Raw genomic sequence first — 18,838 nt, 5'->3', positions numbered from 1 at the left:
CTTTCGACAAAGAATCAATTCTTTGATATTCAGGCACATAAAATCAGAAAAAATGAAGGCAGAATGGTGTGCCACTTGTCGCGGAAGAGCCGTAACGCTTGCGAGAGCAGGTTCGCCACAGCAGGCCGGGAAATATCGAGCACCGCCGCGATCTGCTCATGTGACAGGCCTTCGAAGAATTTAAGGTGGATGATTTCACGCTGGCGGGGTGTCAGCGAATACAATACCGTTCCGATCTGTTGCTTTCGGCGTTCGTCAGTTTCGGTCGAGATCAGCCGGCTTTCGATGTCTTCCTCAGCTTCCTGGCCTTCATGCCAACTTTCAAACGGGGTAAGTCCATGCGTACGCTCGATCTCTTTCAGCAGCCGGTTACGAAGGCTTTTCAGCAAATAAGGCCGGATTCTGTCGGTATCGGTGAGGAAGCGGCGGCGGTCCCAGAGTGAGGCAAAAAGATCATGAATACAATCGTTCAGCGTGTCACGGTCATGGATAAACCGGGAACCATATTCGAACAGCGCACGGAACTCGCCCCGGATCATCTCCTCAAAAACGGCGGCATCGCCGTTTTTGAATTTCTTCCAACGTTCGAGGTCCTGCTCCATCGGTCAGCCAGTGTACAAAATGAATGCTTTGAATGATCGAATTTCTTTATTAAGTAAAATTTTACCCGGAATTACTCCAATCCGATCATTCACAATCGGGCGAAATGCCGTCAGGGCTTCTTGTACCCCCGGGCAGCATCGTCTATCACCAGCACCCAATCATGCCCGTAGCCGGATGTAGGCGGGATGAATCTGTTGACCGACTTGTTATCGAACTTGCCCGCGTCCCGCACCTTGCCGTTCCGCGGATCGTACCAGAATGCTTCGAGGCTCGTGCCGGATATTTTGCCAGGGTTTACGGAGAAGGGTCTTCCGGAGGCCGTATATACAAAGAGGTAATCTCTTCCGCGAGTCGCTTGTACACGCTCGGGCGCCGGTAATGCATTTTCAATTATAATGGACTGGTCGGGGACACGGTCGGTGATCGGGCGGGATTCCATCAATTTCCGTACATACTTCATTTCCAACGCGCCGGGCAGGTCCAGGGCCTGCTGCCAGAAAATATGCGGACCGTTCACCGCTTCGCGATTGGGAGAGTACATCTGCCATATATCGTGGCAACCATAGGTATGTCCGAATGCGCCCGCAAACAAATCCAGGTAGGCTGATTTGCGGACATCATACGCACTCGACGTGCCGTTTTCCTTCGCATTGAAACATACCGGATGATCTTCGTAAATAGGCTCTGCATCGATAACCGGCTTCACGGGCGTGCGGTTGTACGACCGCTGAATGTTATCGTAAACCGGCGAATCGCGGCAATGGCCCGTCTGGAACATATTGAAATCGAACCATTCATCATCGTGGAACCACTCACTTGCCCCCTCCTTGTTCGGTTGCGGATGGTAGGTCATCAGCGCCTTGCCGTGCCCGCCCACGCCCTCTGCAATCCCGGCCGCCATGGCCCGCCATATTTCTACGTCACGGCTGTCTTTGCGGGGCTGCCGGTCGCCGCCGAGCACCCATATTACATTTGATCGGTCCTTGTAGCGGCTACCAAGCCATTTTCCATAGGCTTTTGCGTTATTTTCATTGAAGATTTCAGGCCCTTTCCCCCAGGTATTCTTGAAAACCTTGTCGCCCCAGGTGGGCAGGAAAGCGATCGTCAACCCGTATGCCGCCGCTTTGTCGATAATGTAATCGACATGCTTGAAGTAGTTCTCATTCGGCTTCGTCGGATCGTGGTTGAGCAGTGGCTTTTCGCCATACGGATTAGGCTCATCCAGGCCGTCGAATTCTGCCAACGCTACGGCCTGAATAACCGTAAAACCCTGTTCTGCACGCTTTTGAAGGTAATAATCGGCCTCGGAGCGGTCGAGGCGGTGAAAAAGCTCCCAGGCGGTATCGCCAAGCCAGAAAAAATGCTTACCTTCTTTGAGTAAAAACCGTTTGTTTTCGCTTACCGTATAGTGTTGTGCTTGTGCTCCAGCGAGGGTGCAGCAGAGGATTATCCTGATAATGAGCCTGATGGGTTTCATACAATAAGGAGATTATCGCGGGTTGTTTAAAGAAATTCTTCTAAAAATACCACCGGAAAATAAATTTTAACGCCGGTTAATAATTATAAAATGCTCATTATGAACCAAATACTTAATCAAAAGTTCTACTTTATCTAAAAATACTCGTAGAATATTTATGACCGAAAAGTAATTTGTTTCATCGAAATAGGTATAAATGATTAATATTGATGTACTAATTGTACAAGATCTAACCCCAGCGCCCCCTTCTATGAGAAAAACTTCTACATCCCCGGCATTTTCAGCCCGTTTTTTGTCAACAACCTCGTGATCGGGTGAGCAAGTGGTCGTCCGGCATTGTTTCGGAAGGCCGGCGATACCCGAAACAGACGTCGTACACTTCATGGACATTCGTGCCCCAAAGCACGCAATACGTCAATGTAATTCCATCTATCAATCTAACCTATTTCTTCTATGGCAGAACCGTTTCTTTCAGAGATCCGAATCATGAGCTTTGTCTTTGCTCCCAAGGGCTGGGCGCTTGCCAACGGACAGCTACTACCTATCAATCAGAACCAGGGATTGTTCTCTCTCCTTGGAACGACATTTGGAGGCGATGGCCGGGTGAACTTCGCATTGCCGGACTTCCGGGGCAGAACCCCCATCCACGTCGGCAGCGGACACACGCTGGGCGAACGCGGTGGTGAACAGGCGCACACGTTGAATATAAGCGAGTTGCCTTCGCACAACCACAATGTTTCCGCCATAGACAACACGTCCATTGTAAATACCAACAATCCGACGAGCACTTATTTCTCCAACACGCAGCCCAATACCATTTACACGAGCACCATCAGCAATCTGACTACGCTCAACGCGGCCACGGTCGGTAACGTGGGAGGAAGCCAGGCGCATTTGAACATGCAACCATTTCTGACGCTGAGCTTTTGTATCGCATTGCAGGGAATATTTCCTAGCGCAACCTAATCGCCGGCCGACTGTATCCTATTCATAACCCTAAAAAACTTATTGTAAATGGCACAACCTTACGTAGGAGAAGTCAGAATGTTTGCAGGAAACTTTGCCCCTGTCGGGTGGATGTTTTGTGAAGGACAACTGCTCCCCATCTCTGAATATGAAACCCTGTTTAATTTGATCGGCACTACTTACGGCGGCGACGGACAAAGTACCTTTGCACTTCCCGACCTCCGGGGTCGTCTCCCCATTCACCAGGGCAACGGTTTTATCCTGGCCGAAACCGGCGGAGCGGAAGAAATCACACTCACGGTACAGCAAATTCCAGCGCACTCGCACGCCTTTATAGCTTCGACCAACCTGGCGGACTTGCCCAGCCCAGCCAACGGAATACTAGCCGTTTCAACGACGACGAACGTATTTTTCAACGACCCGCCAGCCGTAGCGATGGCGGCCAGCAGCGTATCCGGCAACGGCGGAAGCCAGCCCCATACCAATTTCCAGCCTTACCTCTGTGTCGATTTCATCATTTCACTGTTTGGGATATTTCCGTCTCCAACCTAGAAATCCCAGATCAACGAAATACGAACGTCAAATCTCATTCAACTGTCATGGATCCTTTTGTAGCAGAAATAAGAATATTCCCATTCAACTTCGCGCCCCGCGGCTGGGCATGGTGCGACGGGCAGCTGCTGCCCCTTTCCCAAAACACCGCATTGTTTTCGCTTCTGGGAACAACCTATGGAGGAAACGGCAAATCCAACTTTGCGCTGCCTGACTTGCAAGGTCGCGCACCCATGCATCCGGGACAAGGCCCCGGTCTCTCGCTTCACGACCTTGGCGAGACGGGCGGCTCGGAAACGGTGAGCTTGCTTACCTCGGAAATTCCGTCGCATAGCCACCAGATCAGGGCCGTACCGGAACCTGCCGACCTGAAAACGCCGACCAGTTACTCTCTGGCGGCATCCACACAAGGAAAGGTCTATGCGACCGGGGCAACCAATACGACAATGAATGCAAACCAGATACAGCCCGCAGGCGGGGATCAGCCACACAATAACATGATGCCGTATCTGACATGCTATTTCTGTATTGCATTGCAGGGGGTATTCCCTGCGCGCGGCTAACCCAATGCCTGTGAGTACTGTTTTTTTGACAACTTATGAAATTCGAGCTTAGTAATACCACCCTTTCACTCAGGCCGATTAACCAAAAAGACCTGCCCTACCTGCTGGAAATCTATGCGACCACCCGGGAAAAAGAACTGGAACGGGTGCCGCATTGGACCGACACCATGAAGGAAGAATTCATTGCCGGCCAGTTCAACGCTCAGCACGAATACTATCAAAAAAACTATACAGGGGCTGATTTTTGGGTAATAGAATCTCAAAATAAAATCATCGGGAGGCTTTACCTCCACGAAAACTTCCAGGGCAAGGGTATGCGGATCATTGACATCAGCATTCTGCCGAAATACCGCAACCGCGGATTAGGCCAGGGGATATTCAGGGATTTAATGGGCCGCGCCGCTGAATTGGAGCGACCGCTCAGCATCCATGTAGAAACCTTCAATCCTGCCAGAAATCTGTATACCCGCCTTGGATTTAAGACAGTCAGTGAAACCAATGGAGTTTATCATTTAATGGAATGGAAGCATACGATTTAAGCCAAGTGGCCGCAGCAGATTTCACACATCACATAGGGAAAACGGTAGTCATCCATTTTGCAAAAGACTTTTCGCTGCCGTCTACCATTTTGAAAGTGCTGGAACTGAATACTTACAGTCCACTCGAACGGGGTGCCTTTTCGGTCGAATTTCAAACCACCGGTGAAAACCGCGCCATAGCGCAAGGTATTTACCGGGTCGAATATCCCGACGGCAAATATATGGATGTCTTCCTGGTCCCAATCGCGCACGATCCGGGCGGAATGCGCTACGAAGCAGTCTTCTCTTAAGCCGGGCCGGTCCCGGATTCTTTCATTTTTACCAATTCATCCTATGACTCGAACATTTTACTTCAAACTGAAACCATGAGAAATGTCTACCTATACCTGGCGGGGGTGGCTCTACTGGCGTCAGGTGCTGAGATCGTCAGCAAAATTTCCGATGACTCCCGTCTTCCCCGTGAAGAATGGGTGGCCAAAAAGGAGAAACAGAACGCTTCCAGAACAAAGGAACGCATCCCCTATACGCGTGCGCGCAAGCGCGCAGGCACAGCGGCATTTTTAGCGCCGAGCATCACTGCTACCAGCACTTATGCGATCACCAACAATACGGGGCCGTCGGGCGCCAGTGCAGGTGACGAGCTGGAATACACCATTGTAATCACCAACGGCGGCCCCGATCCCGCCAATGGAACGGTTTTTACTGAAACGATCGACGCGAACACTACACTCGTGGCCGGCTCGGTGAAAGCCAGCCCGATCGCCCAAAATGATAGCTACAATACGATCGGCAATGTCAATATCGATATCCCCGCCGGTAGTGGTCTGTTTGCCAACGACATCAGTCCCGCCGGCACCCCAATCAGCCTGAACAGCACTACGAATGTTACTACTGCCAACGGCGGTACTGCAGTTATTACGGCCGCGACAGGCGCATTTACCTATCAACCCGCGGCGGGTTACACCGGGAACGATACTTTCACTTACGAAATCCAGAATGGCTCCGGCATGACTTCCACTGCCACCGTTACGATCTCGGTAGGAAATGGCGCCAACCAGGCTATATGGTTCATCAATGGTGCGGCCGCCCCGGGTGGAAACGGCACGCTCGCCAGTCCGTTCCAGACTTTGGCACAATTTCAGGCCATTAACGATGGAGGGACCGGCCATGCCAAAGACGGGCATGCAATCTTTGTTTACAGCAACGGTTCTACCTACTCCGGCAATATCACCTTGCGTAACACACAAAGCATTTTCGGACAGGGCGCTACACCTACATTACTTTCACTGACCGGATTTACGGCACCCAGCGGTGCCAACCAGCTCCCGGCAACCGGAGGCACGAGACCTACACTTGGAAGTGCATCTGGAGACGTACTAACTGCGAATGGCGCCGCCACCATCCGGGGCTTGAATATCGGTAACAGCGCCGGGGCAAAAATCGCCGGATCGGGTGCAGGAACGCTGACAGCCAGCGAGATCAATCTGACAGGTAATGGTTCGGCCCTTAATCTTTCCAGCAAAACACTTGTCCTGGACTTCGGTCAGGTTTCTTCCACGGTATCGGCAAGCCCAAGCCCGATTGCAATTTCGGGGAGCACCGGTAGCTTAAATATTGCCAGCGGTACGCTCACCGCCTCGACGGTACCTGCCCTCAATATTGCCGGTACCGGTGGGGGCATTGTATTGAATGTAACCCTGAACGCCGTCAACGCCAATGGCGGAAGCAAGGGTATTTCCCTTTCCACGACAACAGGCTCCTTGCAAGTGACCGGTAGTGGCACAACGGCGGGATCGGGCGGTACGATCCAGAACATTTCTGCCCGCGGTATCGAGTTGCTGAATGCAACCAATATCACGCTGAAAAATATGAACCTGACCAATGCGAATACCACCGACGGAACAACACCTACCAACCAGGACAATTCAGCGGCTAATGCAGCGGTACACGCGCTGAATGTCAACGGACTAACCATGGATCGCATCGTGATCAACGGTACCGTCGCCCAGGAAGGTATCAACCTGCGGGGTTCCAGCAACTTCAATTTTACCAACGGCTCGGTCGGTTCTTCAGGACAAACCAGCGAGGAAGGTTGTATCTACGCGATCAACACCGGTGGTACGAACACCATTGTGAATTCAACCTTTACCGACCCAGGGGGACGCGCGGCGTATTTCAGCAATACCAATACCAATATGACCTTGCTGACAGTCGATAACTCGACCTTTCAGGACTCGAATAATTCCGGGCTTCAGTTCTTTGGCTACGGGACTTCCAATATGAAACTGAAAGTTCATAACAGCAGCAAGTTCCTGCGGAATCCAACCGTAGGCGTTTATGTCGGCGCTAATGAGAATGCCGTTATGCAGGCAGACATCAAAGATTCCCAGGTCGATGTAGGCAACGGGGTCGGAAGGATGTTCGACCTGGCGGCGGCAGGAACCGCTACGCTCAAATTCAATGTGACCAACAATACCGGTAACTTCAATGGTGGCATCGGTATCAACCTGTTTGCATTCGCAGCGGGCTACCTCGAAGGAAATGTCATTGGCAATACTGTGTTGAACAAGGCTGGTTCGTCGGGTGTTTCAGCCATTGTACACTCGGCCGAAGGAACTTCTGCAAGAGGTACTTTCCTCATCCAGAACAACACCCTCACGTCAGTTGACGCTCCGGGTATCGCCGTTACTACCACTTCAAGTACTGCTGCCCAGAGCAATATGAATGTCGCCAGCAACAACATTACAGTAACCGACTCGGGAGCAGGGGATATTTACTTTGGTATGGATATGGCCACAACCGGTGCTGCCGGTAATAATTCCAAGCTTTGTACGAACGTGACTAACAACGCCGTCACAAAGCCGGCATCCATTATCGCATATCGCACCAGATCCGGTACCGCAACGACCACGCTGGTGGTACAGGGTAACGGAACCAATATTGCGGACGTATGGGCTAATGGAGGAAACACTCCTGTCGGAAGTACCACACAGAGCGGATCGGGCAACCCGTATTTATTCGGCCAAACATGCGCGACACCGAACGTTAGCGCGTTGCGTGAAGGTGTTATCGAAGAGCCGACCGCCGAAACCATCGCGGCAATGACAAGCCCAGCCCAGCCTGAAACAGCGAAAGCTGTACAGGTTACTCCATCCGCCGAACCGATGAAAGAAGCCATTTCCGGACCCGTATCGGTGCCAAATACCGCCAGAACGGAAGCTGCGCAGTCGGGTGAAACAGTGACCGTCAATGGAACCGGCAGTGGTTTCGTAATCCCGGCCAGCAAAAGCACCACCATCAAGTTCCGGGTGACAATCAATAACGACATCCCGGTGTCTGATTGCGAGGTTTCGACACAAGGTACGGTGAGCGGCAGCAATTTTGCCAACGTTCTGACAGACGATCCGAACGCAGCAGGTCCTAACAATCCGACGGTTACCCCCGTTGTTTCGGTACCGGTAATCACTTCCTGCCCAGGCGACCAGACTTTCTCGCCTGACGCAGGAACTTGTACCTCGTCTCAAACTTTCGCGGCAACTGCAGACGGATGCCCCGCTCCCACCATTACTTACACGGTAGGCGGCAACCCGATCACATTCCCATACGCATTCCCTGCCGGCGAGACAACCGTGCTTGTAACGGCTTCGAACGGCATTGGAACAGCTCCTACCTGTTCGTTCAAAGTGACGGTAACCCCTACCCCGGCACCGCCGATCACCGACCAGCCTGACGCGGCGACGATCTGTGCAGGCTCCGGCACTTCTTTCACCGTAGCTACTTCGCAGACAGGTGTAACTTATCAATGGCAGAAAAAGCCGTTCGGCGGCTCATTCGCGGACATTACAACCGGTACAAACCCGACCGCCGATGATCCGACACTGACATTGAGCAACGTCCCTGCCGGCGATAATCTTTCTGAATACCGTTGTATCATCACCAACCCTTGTAACAACAGCACTTCCAACGCGGCGGTACTGACCGTGAACCAGATCACCGGTTCAAGCATTGCGGGAACCACTACCGTGAACCAGGGTGCACCGGCGCCAAACGTTACTTTCAGCGCTACCGGCGGTACTTTGCCCTATACGTTCACTTACAAGGTCAATAACGGAACCAACCAGACGGTGAGCACAACCGGTGTGCAAACCAGCGCAATTGTAAGCCAGTCGACTGCCGCCGTGGGCACATTTACCTATGAACTGGTGACGGTGACCGATGCTCAGAACTGTACATTGACACCGCCTTCGGCTCAAACAGCCACTGTAACCGTATCGAACAACCTCACGGCAACGATCTCCGGCAGCACCACCGCTTGCCAGAACGAAACCGCGCCTAAGATTACGTTTACGGCCGTGAATGGTGTCGCTCCGTTTACATTTACCTACAAAATCAATGGCGGTGGCGACCTGCAAGTGTCGACTACCGGTGTGAATACAACAGCGACTGTCGACGTGCCGACAAGCTCGACCGGGACATTTGTATACACATTAACCAATGTGGCCGGCGCAGGCGGCGCGACGACGCCGATCTCCGGACAAACTGCAACGGTGAATGTCAACGAGAAACCAACCATCGCACTGACCGGTGCAGAATATCAATGCCAGTTCGCTGCAGATCCTCAAACCTATACCGTTTTCTTCACCGCTACCCCGGGGGCAGTGATCACTACCGACAAAGGAACTGTCAGCGGCAACACCGTTATCAATGTTCCAAGCAAGGAAACGGCGACCATCGTAGCTACCCTCAACGGTTGCTCGGACACGCTCTTGGCTTACAAAGACTGCTCGCTCCCGGTAACATTGATCGATTTCAGCGGCGCGAGAGTTGAAAACACCATTGCATTGAAATGGAACACTGCCGAAGAAACGCGCAGCGACCGCTTCGATGTTCAACGCAGTGCCGACGGCAAAAACTGGGCGACTATTGGTACCCAAAAATCGCAGGGCGAGAGCTATTCGGTGGTGAACTACACGTTTGTTGACAAAAAGCCGGCATCTGGCGATAACTTCTACCGCTTGAAAATGATCGATAGCGATAAGACATTCGCATATAGCAAGATCATCAAAATTGGCTATGATGCGCCGTCGCTGAACTCGGAATTCTATCCGAACCCGGTTTCCGACATTCTGAACCTGAAAAGCACGGATTGGAACCAGGTGAAGGCGGTGGAAATGCATAGCCTGACGGGACTTTCGGTTTACAAATCGGGCAAAACCGTTTCGAAGACTATTGATGTGAAGAGCCTGCCGGTAGGCATGTACATTCTAACGATCACGCACAAGAACGGTGAGGTTATTAACCGGAAAGTGCTTATCAACCGATAATTACGACACCAATGCGTTATTAATGTGTTGTTTAGATTAACAGTATCAGGCGGGGAGTTTCTCTTCGCCTGATTTTTTTATATCACTGCCCGTTTCTTTTGATTAGCATGCGATTCCTATAAATTTGGATTTTTACACTTCCATGACATCCTTGAAAACGCAGCAAAAACGGGAGATTACCATCCATGTCGGTATATGGGTGACCATTCTGCTTCTGCCCTACCTGGTGTCCTCAGCCAGTGAAGGATACAAGATCGGTGGCCTGCCGGCTGCGTTTTTCGTGCTGGCAGGCCTGATCCATGCCGGGATTTTCTATTTCAATGCATTTTACCTCTATCCTAAACTGGCCGGTGGCTGGCGCTGGTGGTTGTACATTCCCTGCGCGATCGCAGTAATCGCAGCTTCCTTTGCCCTTAAATACCAAGTTGTGGTGCACCTTTTTCCGGAAGTTGCACTTCGGAGCGCTGCCGGATTGATATTTGGCCCGTCAGTGCTCGTGTTCGCGGTAAGCCTTATTTACCGGCGGGTAAGTGATGGCATTCGTCAGGAACGGGCGCGAAAGGAGTATGAGGCGCAGCAGGTAGCGGCCGAGCTGAAACTGCTGCGGTCGCAGGTCAATCCGCATTTTCTTTTTAATGTGCTGACAAACATGGTAGCACTCGCAAGACAACGGTCCGACCAGCTCGAAGGTGCACTGCTCCGCCTGGCCGACCTCATGCGTTACATGACATATGACACGCAGGCGAAACAAGTGACATTGCAGCAGGAAGCAGATTATCTCAAAAGCTATATTGAACTGCAAAAACTGCGCTTTTCGGATGGCATGCGCATTGAACTGGACATTCAAATGGACGCGGACGCTGGTCGCTTATCGGTGGAGCCGATGATCATGATCCCGTTCGTGGAAAATGCATTCAAACATGGCGCTTCCCTGCTAGACGAGCCTTATGTACTGATCCGTCTGAAAGCCATTGACGGGCGTTTAACGCTAGTCGTCGTCAATCCGTACGACGCTTACCCTGAGGAAACGAAAGACGATAATTCGGGCATTGGCCTCGAAAATGTACGCACGCGTTTGAAACTGATTTACCCCGACAAACACGTCCTCGCTATCAACGACACCAATCAAATTTTCACAGTCACTCTGAACCTGGATTTAAGATGATGCGATGCCTGGCCGTTGATGATGAAAAACTCGTACTCGACCTCCTTGTCGATAATATCCGGCAAGTACCCTATCTGACGCTCGCAAAAACTGCGCGCAATGCCATGGAGGCTATCGAAATATTACAAAACGAGCGGATAGACCTGCTTTTTCTGGATATTCAGATGCCCCGCCTCAACGGTCTGCAATTTTTGAAAAGCCTCCCCGATCCGCCGCTGGTGATCCTGGTGACAGCTTACGATCAATACGCTTTGGAAGGTTTCGAACTGAATGTGGTCGATTATCTACTCAAACCCGTGAGTATGGAACGCTTTCTGAAAGCCTGTAACCGGGCCTACGAACTGTTTGAATTAAAACACCAAACACCCGTCGCCCCGTCGCCCGCTGCAATGCCCGATTTCTTTGTGAATGTCGAATATTCATTGGTTAAAATAGTGGCCGCCGATGTGGCGTGGGTCGAAGGCTTGAAGGATTATGTCAAGATCTTTCTTTCATCTGCCGACAAGCCGGTCATTACCCGCATGACATTCAAGGCGTTGGAAGAAAAACTCCCGGAACCGGCATTTATCCGTACCCACAAGTCTTACCTGGTAGCTGTTCAGAAAATTACGGCGGTCAAGCGTGATTTCGTGCTGATCGGCGCTGCCGAGATTCCGGTCAGCGAGCATTACAAAGAACATCTCCGCAAAATACTGAACATTACGCCCGATTGATCGTCGCGGGATTTAACGGTTTCGTCGCGGACATTAACCGCTTGGTCTACTCTCCCTGAAATGCATTGACGGGTATCATAGCTTTGGTCGAAAAAACAAACAAAGCCATGATTTCCAATGCATTCACAACCAAACTCATCCTGATAACGAGCAGCCTGCTTTGCGCGCTGGCCGCCGGGGCACAGACCCGCATTAACGGCGAAGTAATGGGGCCATTGGGCGAAGCCGTTCCCGGAGCACACATACGCTTAAAAGGTTCCCAATCAGGTACGACGGCCGATTCGCTCGGCAAGTTCGACTTCGTGACCACCCGACGAGGCAATCAGACGCTCATCGTCTCCTCGCTTGGTTTCAAAACGCAGCAGCAAACGCTGATTGTTGTCGATAGCACCATCACGCTCTCCATTACCCTCGAGGATGCCGCCAACACCCTCGAAGCCGTAACCGTGAGCGCAGGGAGCTTCGAAGCCAGCGACAAGGCCAAGGGAGCTTCCCTGACACCCATCGACGCCTACACCGTGGCAGGAAATGGCGGCGATATCTCTAACGCGCTGCGGTCGCTTCCGGGCGCGCAGCAGGTAGGCGAGCGCGAGGGGCAGTTTGTACGGGGAGGTACCAGCGACGAAACCCGGATGTTCGTAGACGGTACATGGATGAAAAACCCGAACTATGCTTCCGTACCGGGGATTATGCAGCCGGCCCGCATCAACCTGTTCCTGTTCAAAGGCGTATTGTTCAACACCGGCGGTTACTCGGCATTGTACGGCCAGGCCATGAGCAGCGCATTGATCCTGGAAAGCATCGATCTGCCTGAAAAAAGCTCTGCCAATTTCAGCGTGTTTCCCTCGAACCTCGGAGCTGGTTTTCAGCATTTGTCGAAATCGGGCCGGAGCAGTTACGGCGGCGGGCTGGCTTACAGCAACCAGGGGTTGTACAACAAGGTCGTGCCGCAACGCCCGGATTACTACCATGGCCCGGAATATACCAGCGCCAATGCGAACATCCGCTTCAAAACCGGGAAGACAGGTATGGTGAAAGGGTACGTCGCCTTTGCCGAAAGCCATATAGGCATGCGCAACCCGGATACCGACAGCTCGTCGCTCCGCTCCGATTTCCGCTTGAAAAACCCGAATATCTACGGAACTGTCAGCTACCGGACCGACCTCGGAACCGACTGGCGTCTCGAAGCGGGTATTGCCTACACATTCGACAAGAACTCCCTTCAAAACCGGCTGCTCGGCAGAAGTAATGAGCCCATAACGCTGCCCTATGTCCCATTTTCTATGAAAAACAACGATATAACCCTCCGCTCGCACTTCGCACAGGGCCGCACCGTGCTCACGCGCAGCTTCGAGCGCAACCAGGCATTCCGGTTCGGCGGCGAGACATTCTATTTTCATGACGTGCAGCATTACAACAACGCCCCGGCAACGCTCCGCGATCAGCTGTCGGCGGTTTTTGTCGAAGGCGATATTCATTTGGGCGAGCATCTCGCATTCAGGCCGGGGTTGCGGGGCGAGTATTCGAGCCTGCTTCGCAAGGCAGTTATAGCGCCGCGCGCAAGCCTGGGGTATCGGCTGGCAACCGGCAGTCAACTGAACCTGGCGTATGGTATTTTTTATCAAAAGCCTGAAAACAGATATCTGTTCCAAAACGAACGTCTCGGTTTTTCACGCTCTGAGCATTACGTGCTGAATTATTCCAAAAAGGCTAATAACCGGCTTTTCAGGACGGAGGTTTACTACAAAAAGTACAGGAACCTGGTGCGAACATTCCCGGACATTACCCTCGGCGGTAGCGGCTATGCGAAAGGATTGGAGGTATTCTGGCGCGACAAAAAGACCGTCCGCAACCTGGATTACTGGCTGACTTACACTTACCTCGACACAAAACGCAACTTCCTGGACTACCCCGAAAGCATCCGGCCGTCGTTCACGAGCCCGCATACTTTCACCATCGCGGTCAAACGGTTTTTCCAGGGGATCAGCACCAATGTCAACGTTTCGTACTCCTATGCGGCCGGACGGCCTTACTACGACATCCGCGCCGGCGGCGATGCCGGTACCCGCATTTACGATTCGGGTACCGCCCGGCCCTACAATGTGCTGAACCTGCACGTGTCGAAAATGATGTCCTTTCTCAAAAAATCGAAGTTCAGGGACTATTCCGGCTTCGCATTCGGCGCCAACAATGTCCTCGGCACAAAACAGATATTCGGCTACAACTACGCTTACAACGGCAATTTCAAAACCCCCGTTACGCTTCCGGCCACACGCTTCTATTTCGTGGGCGTGTTCATGAGCCTGGGCATCGACCGCACCGAAGACCTCCTCGACCAGAGTCATTGAGTTTCGAGTTCAGGAGTTTAAAGTTCAAAGTCCAAACTCACAAACTTATTCATTCACCCATTCAGAATTCACTCATTTCCCGTTCCACGGCGGCTCATTCAATCATTCAATCATTCAATCATTCAAAACTATGAAAACGCTCATCACCACCATCCTTCTCATTTGTTCCGTTGCATTCACATTTGCACAAAACGGAGACTACACCGCTCAATTGGAAGCGTCTGTCAAAAAACTCGATCAGGCCAAATCGGTTGCAGACTTTCAGGCTCTGGAAAAAACATTCGTCCAGCTAGGAAATGCGCAGAAAACCGAATGGCTGCCCTACTACTACGCCGCTTTTTGTAATGCCAAAGTCGGCTTTCTTCTGCAAGACGACGGCGAGAAAATCGAGGCTTACAGCGTGCGCGGCGAAGCGCAGATCAAGAAAAGCGAATCGGTCGCGAACGGCGATAGTAAGGCGCTCTCTGAAATCTACGTAGTCCAGGCGATGATTTACCGCACCAAGGTTTTCATTAGCCCCATGACAATGGGCAGGCAGTTCGGGCCGCTCTCCGACCAGTTTTTAAAGAAAGCGCAGAAGCTGGACGCCGCCAACCCGCGTGCCATTTACCTCGAAGCCTGGACCAAGTACTACACCCCCAAACTCTGGGGCGGCGACAAAGACCTGGCCAAAGCGCTTGCCGGAAAAGCCATTCAGAAGCTGCCCGCAACCGCATTCAGCATTATGCCGCACTGGGGCAAAGCTGAAAGCGAGGCGCTGCTTAAATAGCGATTACACTTCATCCTTGTTTCACTTAAACTTTTAGAAATCATGTTTTTCGGATTATTGATTTTCGCTCGTATCCTGTTTGTGGCCTGCATGGTGTTCATCATCGGATACATTTACGGACCGTTTTCCCAACGCCGCGGCCTTACCATCGCCGCACGGATAGCTGCCATCGCGATCATTTTCGCATTCATTATGATGAACGTCTTTGCTTTCCGCGATCCGTCGCACGGCGGTCCGTCGCACGGCGGTCCGTGGCAACACGGGCATTGGCGCCATTGCGATGATGCGCACCATCACCAAATTGAAGCCAAGCCTTAAAAAGCAGCCAAGTCCCCGAACGCCTCGCACCCATGTGAGGCGTTTTTTTATTGCTCTACCCCAAAATTCCCCAATATTTTACCGGGATAATGTAAAAATCAAGCAGATTAAGAGTCCTATTAATGCTTTATTAACCATTTCTTAATCAGCTCCGGATTACTTTGACCCCGCGGTTCGGCCGACCGCTTTATCATCCTTTTCATTCAAAATCTAATCCTAAACGAGCCCTGTACCCATCTTGCAGGGGATTGAAAAACTATGCGCTAAATCAACCTTCCGGCAGCCCCGACGAGGGCCGTGCCACCGAACGAACACAACGAATACATTTAAACGAACAGGAACTTAACCCTACGGTATGAACAAACAACTTCTATCAAAACCTTTGTGCGGGCGCCGCATCCGGACGTTACTCCGGCATGTATGCGCTGCGATATGCTTCATGCTGCTCGTGCAAGCGGGCGCATGGGCGCAATCCGCCGCAGACGAAACGCTCATCAGCGGCGAAGTGAAAGACGAGAAGAACAGTGCCATTCCCGGTGCGAGCATCGTGCTGCAAGGCACTACAAAAGGTACTACCACTGATGCCAATGGAAAATTTTCGCTCTCCGTGCCCAAATCGGGTGCAGTAATTATCGTGAGTTTCTTGGGTTACAAAAGACAGGAAATCTCCGTCGGCAGCCGCACAAGCTTTGACGTACAGCTCGAACTCAGTACTGATGAGTTACAGGAAGTAGTGGTAGTGGGTTACGGCACGCAGCGAAAACAGACGCTGACCGGCGCTATCTCGAACATCGTTTCGGAGCAGATCAAAACTACTACCCACACCAGTCTGGCACAAAGCCTGCAGGGAAAAGTGGCCGGTGTGCAGATCCGCCAGAATTCCGGAGAACCGGGTTCATTCAGTACGAATATCAATATACGCGGCTTTGGCGAGCCATTGTATGTAGTCGACGGTGTGGCGCGTGACGGCGGGTACGAGTTCCAGAAGATCAATCCGGATGATATCGAGAGCATTTCAGTGCTGAAAGATGCTTCGGCGGCGATCTTCGGTATCCGTGCCGGAAACGGCGTGGTGATCGTCACTACAAAAAAAGGCAAGCAAGGCAAGCCGCAGTTCAGCTACAACATGGTATATGGCCGCCAGAGCCCTACCGATGTGCCCAAAATGACCAATGCATTGCAATGGGCTGAAATGCGGAACGACGCGGCGAAGAACCTGGGCGAGAATCCCGTGTTTTCTCCCGAAGAAATTGAGAAATTCCGCAGCGGCGCGCCGGGTTACCAGGGCACCGACTGGTACAAGGAAACGCTGAACAAATCGGCAGGCCAGCAGCAGCATTTCATTTCGGCATCCGGCGGCGAGGGCGTGGTAAACTACTTCACCAGTTTTGGTTACCAGAAGGAAAATGGTTTGCTCAAAAGCGGCGATATGGGTTACCAGAAATATACCTTCCGCTCCAACGTAGGTATTGATTTAACCAAAAACCTGAAAGCCGACCTGATCCTCTCGGGATTATTCGATAAACGGGAGCAGCCTGGCGATAATTTCTTTAACATTTACAAAGGTACCCGCATTGCGTTGCCGACGGAGCGCCCGTACGCCAACGACAATCCGAAATATCCTGCATTGCTCAGCGGCGGTTATAACCCTGTTGCATTGGCCGACAAAAGCCTCACCGGCTACTCCCAGGAAGTGAACAAGTTCTTTCAGTCGACATTTGCATTGACGTACACCGTACCGTTCGTTCCCGGACTGCGCATCAAAGGTTTGGTAGCTTACGACAGCAATAACTACCGCGCCAAATCGGTTTCGAAAGCTTACAACCTGTACACCTACGACGCGGCAACCGACAAATACACCGCGCACGCACAGCGCAATCCATCGCGCATTGGCAACAATTTCACGGATAACAACCGCATTACCTTCCAGGGACAGTTGTTTTACAACACCGTGATCGCGAAAAACCATAATCTGGGCGCGACCCTCGTGTACGAGCAGCAGGAATCGCATAACCGCTGGGCGGGATTGGGCCGCGAGTATGCATTCTTCACCAACGACCAGATCGACCAGGCAGGATTGAACAACCAGACCACCTCCGGCTCCGAATCGGAATATGCGAGCCAGTCGTATGTAGGCCGTTTGAATTATGATTTCAAAGAGAAGTATTTGCTGGAAGTGGCCGCGCGTTATGACGGCTCCTACCGCTACCATCCCGACCGTCGTTGGGGCTTGTTCCCGGTGGTATCGGCCGGCTGGCGGGTGTCGGAAGAGGCATTCATGAAACAGATCCCCTTCATTTCCATGCTGAAACTGAGAGGGTCGTATGGCCTTGTGGGCGCCGACGCGGGTGCGCCGTTCCAGTACGTGCCCGGCTTCTCCCTCACCGGAGGCGGCGGATATGAATTTGTCAACGGCAATTATACCACGGGGGCGGCGTCTCCGGCGATCGTGAACGAGAAGCTGACCTGGTTTAAGTCCAATATCCAGGACGTGGGTATCGACGTGGGCCTTTGGGATAACAAAATAGATCTCACCTTCGACATTTACCAGCGCGACCGCAAGGGCTTGCTCGCGCGCAGGAACGTTTCGCTGCCCAACACATTCGGAGGAACCTTACCGGAAGAAAACCTGAACAGCGACCGTGTGCGCGGAATCGAGTTCTCGGCTGCTTACAATGGCCAGATCCGCGATTTCAAATACGGCATTTCGGGTAACTTCAACTTTGCCCGCACACAGAACCGCTATGTGGAGCGCGGCGAGTTCCTGAGCAGCATGGACAAATGGCGGGGCGGAGCTACCAACCGGTGGAACGACGTGGTATGGGCCTACCAGCTCGAAGGCCAGTTCCAGAGCAAAGATGAGGTCATTTACGCACCGATCCAGAATGGCGACCTCGGCAACACCCGCGAGCTGCCCGGCGATTTCAAATACAAGGACGTGGATGGTAACGGGGTAATCGATGGCAACGACGCTATTCCGTTGTTCTTCGGCGGCGACCCTAAAATGTACTACGGTGTGACTTTAAATGCCTCCTGGAAGGGTTTCGATTTCACGGCATTGTTTCAGGGCTCGGGCAAATACAGCGTGCGCTTCCGCGAGGTATATGCCGAAGTGTTCGCGTTCCGCGGCAATACGCCGGAGTATTTTTATGACCGATGGCACCAATCGCCCGACGGCCAGTGGATCCCCGGCGAATGGCCTGCCTCCCGTTTCAACTACAATGTTGGCGCGATGTACGCCGAAAGCGGCGCGTGGCGGAAAGATGCTTCCTACCTGCGTTTCAAGAGCGCGCAGCTCGGCTACACATTCAATTTGCCGTGGTTGAAAAAGATCGGTATCAACGATGTCCGCGTGTATGGCAATGCACACAACATCTTTACCTGGGCCGACTCGTTCGTGAAGCCTTTCGATCCCGAGAAAGTGGAAGGACTGTTCGGCGCAGGGCTTACCTACCCGGTAACGCGGAGTTACAACTTCGGGATCAATGTCAAATTTTAATA

The 18,838-nt window shown here is 52.2% G+C and carries 14 protein-coding genes; 12 read left to right on the top strand and 2 right to left on the bottom strand.

The genetic code is table 11. The features are described from left to right. Positions 1 to 29 precede the first annotated feature (29 nt). A complete protein-coding gene (locus AC2YIT_RS07015) occupies positions 30 to 602 on the bottom strand; it encodes an RNA polymerase sigma factor (RefSeq protein WP_430847800.1) in 573 nt (190 codons plus the stop codon). 110 nt (positions 603 to 712) lie between these two features. Then, positions 713 to 2,080 carry a glycoside hydrolase family 140 protein gene (locus tag AC2YIT_RS07010; RefSeq protein ID WP_487278730.1) on the bottom strand — a complete coding sequence of 456 codons (1,368 nt, stop codon included), beginning with the start codon at positions 2,078 to 2,080 and terminating at the stop codon, positions 713 to 715. 453 nt (positions 2,081 to 2,533) lie between these two features. Here AC2YIT_RS07010 and AC2YIT_RS07005 point away from each other — a divergent pair, with 453 nt between their 5' ends. The 12 genes from AC2YIT_RS07005 (at position 2,534) to AC2YIT_RS06950 (ending at position 18,836) form a co-directional block, all read left to right on the top strand. Further along, positions 2,534 to 3,046, top strand: coding sequence for a phage tail protein (locus AC2YIT_RS07005; protein ID WP_430847796.1), 513 nt, complete (start codon positions 2,534 to 2,536; stop codon positions 3,044 to 3,046). A 48-nt stretch (positions 3,047 to 3,094) separates the two neighbouring features. Then, positions 3,095 to 3,598 carry a phage tail protein gene (locus AC2YIT_RS07000; RefSeq protein WP_430847794.1) on the top strand — a complete coding sequence of 168 codons (504 nt, stop codon included), beginning with the start codon at positions 3,095 to 3,097 and terminating at the stop codon, positions 3,596 to 3,598. Between the two features lie 47 nt (positions 3,599 to 3,645). Beyond that, on the top strand, positions 3,646 to 4,161 hold the full coding sequence (locus tag AC2YIT_RS06995; protein WP_430847792.1) for a phage tail protein: 516 nt from the start codon (positions 3,646 to 3,648) through the stop codon (positions 4,159 to 4,161). A gap of 35 nt (positions 4,162 to 4,196) precedes the next feature. Next, positions 4,197 to 4,700 (top strand): N-acetyltransferase family protein, encoded by a 504-nt coding sequence (locus tag AC2YIT_RS06990; RefSeq protein WP_487278729.1) that lies wholly within the window; start codon positions 4,197 to 4,199, stop codon positions 4,698 to 4,700. Then, complete coding sequence (locus AC2YIT_RS06985; RefSeq protein ID WP_430847788.1) at positions 4,682 to 4,990, top strand: DUF6916 family protein; 309 nt, start codon at positions 4,682 to 4,684, stop codon at positions 4,988 to 4,990. The genes AC2YIT_RS06990 and AC2YIT_RS06985 overlap by 19 nt, the downstream gene beginning before the upstream one ends. Positions 4,991 to 5,065: 75 nt before the next feature. After that, positions 5,066 to 10,024, top strand: coding sequence for an Ig-like domain-containing protein (locus AC2YIT_RS06980; protein WP_487278728.1), 4,959 nt, complete (start codon positions 5,066 to 5,068; stop codon positions 10,022 to 10,024). A 142-nt stretch (positions 10,025 to 10,166) separates the two neighbouring features. After that, positions 10,167 to 11,189, top strand: a complete 1,023-nt coding sequence (locus AC2YIT_RS06975; protein WP_487278727.1) for a sensor histidine kinase — start codon at positions 10,167 to 10,169, stop codon at positions 11,187 to 11,189. Next, positions 11,186 to 11,902: a LytR/AlgR family response regulator transcription factor gene (locus AC2YIT_RS06970; RefSeq protein WP_487278726.1), complete on the top strand. Its 717-nt coding sequence runs from the start codon at positions 11,186 to 11,188 to the stop codon at positions 11,900 to 11,902. Before AC2YIT_RS06975 ends, AC2YIT_RS06970 begins: the two co-directional genes overlap by 4 nt. 107 nt (positions 11,903 to 12,009) lie before the next feature. Continuing rightward, positions 12,010 to 14,250, top strand: coding sequence for a TonB-dependent receptor (locus AC2YIT_RS06965; RefSeq protein ID WP_487278725.1), 2,241 nt, complete (start codon positions 12,010 to 12,012; stop codon positions 14,248 to 14,250). Positions 14,251 to 14,380: 130 nt separating this feature from the next. Next, positions 14,381 to 15,019, top strand: coding sequence for a hypothetical protein (locus AC2YIT_RS06960; RefSeq protein WP_487278724.1), 639 nt, complete (start codon positions 14,381 to 14,383; stop codon positions 15,017 to 15,019). 42 nt (positions 15,020 to 15,061) lie between these two features. Next, positions 15,062 to 15,337: a hypothetical protein gene (locus tag AC2YIT_RS06955; RefSeq protein ID WP_487278723.1), complete on the top strand. Its 276-nt coding sequence runs from the start codon at positions 15,062 to 15,064 to the stop codon at positions 15,335 to 15,337. Positions 15,338 to 15,692: 355 nt separating this feature from the next. After that, on the top strand, positions 15,693 to 18,836 hold the full coding sequence (locus AC2YIT_RS06950) for a SusC/RagA family TonB-linked outer membrane protein (protein ID WP_487278722.1): 3,144 nt from the start codon (positions 15,693 to 15,695) through the stop codon (positions 18,834 to 18,836). Positions 18,837 to 18,838 lie beyond the last annotated feature (2 nt).

The sequence above is a fragment of the Dyadobacter sp. SRI_021 genome, assembly GCF_057586235.1.
The sequence above is the reverse complement of the archived record's forward strand: the minus strand, read 5'-3'. Positions and strand labels throughout refer to the sequence as shown.